Below are 6,574 nucleotides of genomic sequence, written 5' to 3'. Positions count from 1 at the left end.
AGATACTTAGCAAGTGCTTTGGCGATCGCATTTCCTACTAATGGAAAATCTACACCATCAACTGGTTTAATAATTTCTTGATTTTCTAATATTTGATTATGGCTATTAATCATTTTAATAAATGTCTGATTTAGTCTAGAGTCAAACCATTCCCTGATAGGTGAATTTCTATTTTTTAATTCAGATGTTAAGCTCACTTTTTGATTTTTCGCTTGAAATACTACATTGAGTATTTGCGTGAGCTTTACGTAGTAATTTTTCTTTGAATTGTGTTATTTAAAATAATAAACTAATGATTTAAATAAATGAAAAGCTTGTTGAATTTGAAATTTGCAATTGATGTAAATTTACGTAACTTCTAAACCGAAGTTTTTATATTGCCAATGCAACTTTGCAAACTTGGTGACGGAATTTATAGTTCAACTTCTCGTTCAACTTCTCTTGACTTGGTTTTAGGTGCAGCAGCGACAGTTTGCTTTTGAGAAGAGGGTATGTGTTCAGTAGGGGTATATTGCTGCTGAATTTCTTCTCCTCGCCATACTTGCAAGTCATTCATAATATCTTTAAGCGGAACAAAATCGACGACTGTTTCTCCTTGCTTTTGTGCTTCAGTTGCCTTGTAGGTCATAATCTTGAAGTACATCTCTCGCTGGTCGGCAATTGGTAACTTACCGTTGTTCTCATTTATCCGTTGTAGAATTTCTTCATTGCCTTGATTCATTGCCCCTCCCCAGTCAGGGCCACCATGCTTGACCATATTTGCCCATTCCTCGGCGATGTAAGGGTGAACTGTGACAGGCAGATCGCCAACTGCTTGTATTACTCGTTTTTTGGATGCAGATGCGGCGGTGGGAGTAGATTGTTCGTCACCAAAGATTTGTTCCAGGTTGAGTTTGCTGGCGTTTTGGGCAATAAACTTAATTTGGTTGATATCGTACTCAGAGATATTCATTTTGCTGACTTCTTTGGTAATGCCGGCTTCGGTTTTAGTTAGGTCAAACCGGACAAGTTCCTGAGTACCTTTTTCTTCGGTAGTTTTAAATAATTGCAAGCTGGCTCGATTTTTTTCGGGGTTGCGCGATCGCTTGATGGTAAATTCACCTACTGTAAGTTCTTCCTTATCAGCCTGGATGAGGACATTATTCAGGGTGTGCAACATCTCATTTTGTTTAAATACTTCCAGCGTTTTAATCGTGCCGGCAGGTGCAAGACTTCCCAAGCTGTTTGCTACATCACGGATATCGGTATTGTTGAGGTCAGGTAGCTTGCCATTGTCGCCTAAGTATTCTGCCACAATGAGAAACTCCTGACGTTCAACAGGTAACATCTCTGTAGGCTTTTTCGTGATTTTGGGTTCCTCTTTTTTGTTGAGTTTAAAATCCATCAAAGAGTTCTCCCACCCAAATAGTTCATCACTGCGGCGATGAATGCTAACAGTGTCTCCCTGTTGGCGAATCACAAATGTATCGCTACGGTAAATACGTGACCCATCTTGTTCAAGAGTGCCGTATTTTTTTAACATTGCCGTTGCAGTTTCAGCAATGTCTTTATTTTCCCCGTTGTAACGTTCTTCCCGCGCTTGTTTATTATTAATTTGATAAATAGGTACTTCAACCTGACGCGCCCACTGTTGCGCTGCTGGCTCTACATCTTGAGAATTAGCTACTTCTTGATAGGTAAATTCAGGTGCATATTTTTTTCGCTTATTAGTTGCTTGTTCCTCTGGCTCTTGTGCAAAAAACTGATTGGGAGTTACATTTTTATTTACCTCCTCTTCAGCTTGACTTTGAGATTGATGGTTACTAGTAACTATCCGTCGAATTGGAATAGTTTCTTCGGACTGTGCGATTTCTTCTTGAAGATTATTGACCACATCATCTTCAAACCTGTTATCTACCTCTATTTCAACAGATGAGTTTATTTCTTGATTTATGGGCGAACTGTTTTCATATTGTATTAACTTATTGGTCGGAAATTGACTATCATCTAACGATGAATTGTCTTCTATAGCAGTTAAATTTTCATTATCATCTTTTGTATCTTTATAATTGTTAATAATGTCAGCAGATGGAGATAGTAGCTTAACTAATGGTTCACTTGCCACATCTATTATTTCATCTGGAGTAAGTATTTCAGTGACGAGATTAGTTGTACATTTACCTTCGCTATTTTGTTCGTAGATAACGATTTGTTTTTCTGAACCATCTGACTCTAGATAAGCTGTAATTTTTAGAGTATTATCACTTGTTTGCTGATAATCACTATTGAAATTAGGTACATCTTCTACTAATCTTGCAGCAATTGTTTGTGCTTGATAGTCAGTAAAAGGTTCAGTTTCTATTGTGTATTGACCTTCTACTAATAAATCGGGCATTAACACAATATTAGTTTCTTGATTGCTTTTTATACTTTGGCTGCTTAAATCTACCTTTTCCCATTTATATGCACCAGGGGTAGATTCATCAGGTACAAGATTGTAAATATCTTTGCCAACTTCAACGGCAATTTTACTTGCTTCTTGAGCTTCTTTGAGTTTTTCGAGAATTACTTTAGTTATCTTAGTAAGTGCATTGATTAGGCTTTTACTTAATTGTCGACTTGTTTGAATTGCAGTATCGGCTGTACCTAAATATGATTCATTAATTTGAGTGTGCCTGGGGTCAAACATATATTAGATGTGGTGAAAATACTTTATAAATTCAAACAGTCTGACTGTGCTTTATAAAAACCAGTTGGTCATTAAACTTAAAGTTTTTAGAAAAAGCTCTTGTACGCATCAACAGGTAACGGTGCATTGCCTGCTTGTACTGGTGCTTGTGGGATAGGAAACTTCCGAGCGACTTCTTTGACTCGTAAATCTAAATCTTCCTGTGTCGGTTTTTTCTGGGTACTTTTTCTAGCAAGCTCTTTGATGAATTTATCCCATTTAGCGTCATTTTCTTGTTCTAATCCAATGATATATTTGGGGATTTTGATATTTTTTAATAGTGGTACTGAACCCTCATTTTTATTACTATAAGCCGGGTTGATAAATAGACATTTACCAGGTGGTAATTTGAGGAATTGGGCTGGCTCGAATAGCTTGCGAGTCCGTTCTTGTTCGCTGATAGATGTGCTGGATTTACCCCCTCCCGTTGAGCGGGATTTTTGTTTATATTTAATTTCCTCTTCCCCTAAATATGCAGAAAATAATCGCGCTGATTCTTCTTCACCAGGATTAAAAACAAATTTTGTACCGCACGCACCAAGGATAGCTTTAGAGATTTCTTTACCATAAATCTTTTCAAGCTGACCCATATTTTGCCAACCCAGGATACCGCAGAATCCTTCGGAACGAGATTCGTTAAGCCATCTAAATAAATCTGGAAGAAAGATACTTGGCAACTCGTCAAGACACACTACTAATGGGCCGTCTTCCTTACGTTTTTTGGCAATACTGCGGGAAACTACCATGTGAAGAATACTGGTCATCAGGGGGCTGACAGCATCGCGGCGTTCGCGGTCTAACCCGAAGATAATCATCTGTTTGCGTTTTACCTCCAAGGGCAAGGTTGTTTTACCGACAAAGCATCCCAATGTACCCCTTGCCATGAACCGGGTGAACATCAATGAAGCACTACCAGCAATACCCGCTACAGTTTTCTCTGAACCAGCCGAGCTAAATAATTGACCAAAAGCTATCCTAATCCAAGGATTTAGTTCGGCTGCCATCAAGCGTTCGACCATCTTCTCGCTGGAAAGTATTGCCGCAGCCGTCATAATATCAGCGCGGTCGCCAAACTCTTTAGTTAGCATTAAAATAGCCTGCGTCAACTGGTCGCCGGCTGGGCCAAAGAAGGCATCCTCAGACGCATTACCTAACAGGCGGAAGTTTTTGTTAATTACCGTAGCTAACTGCCGTGCGGTTTCAGCATCGCTACTGTCGCGTAAAAAATCGATTGGGTTACATACCTCTGATTCGGGAAATCCCGGTGCAAAGATATGTACGTCATACCCCTTGGATTTGGCATAGTTGGCGATTTTGGCTTGACTGGCATACTTGAAATCGTATAGTACTATACCAAAACCTTGGTCAATTGCTGAGTAAATCATCGGGTTGATAGCTGAGAATGATTTACCGCTACCGGGTGCGCCAATTACAGCAGTTCCGCGTTGGACATCGGGTACATAAACTGGGACTCCTCCACTCCCCTTGGGTAATTTTTGACCCTTGTATTTGTGTACTCCAATATATAAACTGGCGCTATCACACTTAGGAGCGACGATTTGCTTGAGGGCTTTTTTCTTAGCTTGAGCGGTTTCCTTTGCTCCACCCCAATAGCTAGTAGCAAGCTTGCCTTTTTTACCATTACTAAAAAGCTGTAAAAGCAACAATAAGCCAATTCCCCCGGCCAGTGCCAAACCTTGAGGTGACATGAGCTTATCTGTATATTTACTAATGTCAGTATTGCTATTTTTATTGTTTGCTTTTACTTCTCTAACTGTCTTAGTTTTAGCCGTTGCAAACAGATAATTATTCATATTAATCTGTGTTAATTGCATGAGGAAATCGAAGAAATATGCGGTGAAGTGAAGTTGCATATTTCTTCATTGGTTGTCTAGTGTGTCCTCTTCAAGCCAAAAATTAGAGAGGATAAATTCTTCTATGATTGCCTTTTTACTTGTTAATTTTTAGGTACGGTGAGGGGCGTACCAAGGATAATTGGGTCTATCTCGCGGTAGGTGAAGAAGGGAACTGGGCCAATGAAGTATGGCGAGCAACCCAAGTCAACCCACCCCCGCTTGCAAATACGGAAGAACATTGCGGTGGTTATACTGCCGTCCGCCTCGTTAATATCCCAGATGACTTGTTTAAATGATTTCCCAAAGGGGTGACGACCTGTGGGTTCTTTTCCACCGTTGAGACTGCCCAAGATGCCGAATCCGCCTTTAACTTTTTGGTCTTTACCGGACATCCATTGTGCGCCAGTCACAATATCGCTACCCGAAACTTCGATGTGACCACAGGTTTTCTCGCACGGGACATTAAACCCAGCTTGGTAACTACCACTTATTGACTTCCAGCGTCCGCTTTCAAGGGAACCGAGGGGTAAGTCTACTTTGCCGATAAAGCTAACATCGGGGATGGGAACGCTGGGGAACCGATCAAACGGTACATCAGCCAATCCCGGAATCTTACCAATTGTTGTGTTTTGCCAGTTAGTAAAGTCTTTTAGCTGTGCATTCTCAATACCAGGGATGCTGGTTAGTTTATATTTATCAAGTTTGACATACTCACCAAGTTCCACTTCTCCCAGTTGGGGATAATTGTCCAGCACCTCACCAACAGTTTGGTAGCTTGCGGTGCTGCCTGTAACTTTGGTCACTAGTTCTTGAATTGGTGGGATGGCTGCGATTTCTGAATCTTCTAAATTAGGAATTGCTTCGGCGAGGTCTTCGAGTGTTTGCCAATCGAGTGTTTCAAAATCTGACAGTTTGAGATTTTTAAGTTGAACGCCCGTGATGTCAGCGATATCTCCAAGCGTGAAATCTTCAATATTGAACTCAGTTGCTTCAAAATCACCCAGTTCCATGACTTCGGCAAGGCTTTGCCCAGCACTCCAGGTGCGTGTCTCCTTCATACCAGGGTTTTTGATATTAGGGAATTCGACACTGCCAGCACCGCCAAATTTCATGTTTCTAAACGTGATACTGCTCCAATCGGGAGTAGGTGCGCCATTGACGTATTTAGTTGCAACGGGCTGTGGTTGTTTGGTTTGTTTTGTCTTATCTGTCGAAGTGTTCAAATTTGAATACTTCGATGAAACTGTTTGAGCTACCGCTTTATCGCCGAATAAGAGACTGCCGATATTATAGCTACCTCCATATCGGATTAATCCGTGCAGGGCAAGCCCTGCAATAAGTCCTGCAACCATTAGGTAGCGTAATTTATTAAATTTTTCCATCCGATACTCAAGCCCTCGATTGGTTTTGTTGTGAGTAGTTTCCTGACTTGCAGCTCTCACTGGTACAATCGCAGTTACCTCTGCTGTAGTATCTAAAATTTGGTTGTTAGAGGTGAGATTTTCGGTATACATCACTGTTATCTAAAACTTGTTTTACCTGGATTTGTTGTTGTGAGAGGGTTATTACGCTGTGGTGGTATTTCTAACAAGCGCTTTCCACCCAACAGCATGAGTTTTTCAACCAATTGCATTGATACTCCGGCGGTGCTGGCGGCGACGACAAGTTCCTCTCCTTGCGATCGCAACTCCACAAGTTGGTTCAGACGCTTCCAGAGCTTGCTGTCTGTCGTAACCCACTGGTTTTTGAGGGCAACTTGCATCCCTTTGGCGATATGTCTGCTATCAGATAATGCGGTGTAACTGACCTTTGGTTTTACTTCTTCAGGTTTACTGGGAGTGTCGCCAATAATTTCAATTTGGCTGTACTCTGGTGTGCCACTGCCCGCTACAATCCGGAAGTGATAGCTTTTCCTTGTTGAGCCAGATTCGGTAATCACCGTCATGTGCGCCCCGTAAGGAGCTTGTGGTAAACCGGGGATTTTGACTGTCTCGATACGGCGAATGTGAAT

Annotated in this window: 3 protein-coding genes and 1 pseudogene; all 4 read right to left on the bottom strand. The window is 41.2% G+C overall.

The window, feature by feature from the left end; genetic code table 11:
• Nucleotides 1-412: 412 nt before the first annotated feature.
• Nucleotides 413-2,668, bottom strand: coding sequence for a hypothetical protein (locus tag ACFG4S_RS00020; protein WP_392529929.1), 2,256 nt, complete (start codon nt 2,666-2,668; stop codon nt 413-415).
• An 86-nt stretch (nt 2,669-2,754) separates the two neighbouring features.
• Nucleotides 2,755-4,521 (bottom strand): type IV secretory system conjugative DNA transfer family protein, encoded by a 1,767-nt coding sequence (locus tag ACFG4S_RS00015; protein ID WP_392529930.1) that lies wholly within the window; start codon nt 4,519-4,521, stop codon nt 2,755-2,757.
• 143 nt (nt 4,522-4,664) lie between these two features.
• Entirely contained in the window at nt 4,665-6,077 is a 1,413-nt protein-coding gene (locus tag ACFG4S_RS00010; RefSeq protein WP_392529928.1) for a hypothetical protein, read from the bottom strand.
• A 5-nt stretch (nt 6,078-6,082) separates the two neighbouring features.
• A pseudogene (locus tag ACFG4S_RS00005) lies at nt 6,083-6,574 on the bottom strand (hypothetical protein); the annotation flags it as partial.

It is taken from the genome of Nostoc sp. C117, assembly GCF_043099735.1.
GTDB lineage: Bacteria > Cyanobacteriota > Cyanobacteriia > Cyanobacteriales > Nostocaceae > Nostoc.
Note: the sequence above shows the minus strand (reverse complement) of the source record. Positions and strands in the feature narration are given on the sequence as shown.